This is a genomic window from Bacillus sp. GbtcB10 (assembly GCF_019091365.1).
In the GTDB taxonomy this organism is placed as follows: Bacteria; Bacillota; Bacilli; order Bacillales; family Bacillaceae; genus Bacillus; species Bacillus altitudinis.
Genome location: NZ_JAGXJP010000081.1, coordinates 1 through 287 on the forward strand (window position 1 = coordinate 1; position 287 = coordinate 287).

General features: G+C 28.6%; 2 pseudogenes. Both read left to right on the plus strand.

What is annotated here, in order from left to right:
- Positions 1-83 (plus strand): annotated as a pseudogene (locus tag KVT11_RS21170) (HEPN domain-containing protein); the annotation flags it as partial.
- A 124-nt stretch (positions 84-207) separates the two neighbouring features.
- Positions 208-287: pseudogene (locus KVT11_RS21610) on the plus strand (phosphoadenosine phosphosulfate reductase); the annotation flags it as partial.

The window sequence follows — 287 nt, forward strand, 5'->3', positions numbered from 1 at the left end:
CTATACAACATGCTCAAAAAGTAATGAGCTTTTATATGGAAAAGTTAAACAAGTTGAATATACATGAAATCACAATTAATTAAAAATAGTGGATATACACAAAAGAGAGTGCCTATTAAATAGGGACTCTCTTTTTCTATCTAAAAACAGAGGAGGCATGCTCCATAGTAGTATGAAATGATACTTTGCTATGGAGATAACAATATAATGATGGATATATATAAAGAAATTAAAGAGGAAATGAAAAAAGTCTATTTATCACGAGATTGTTGTTTTGTAGGTTACAG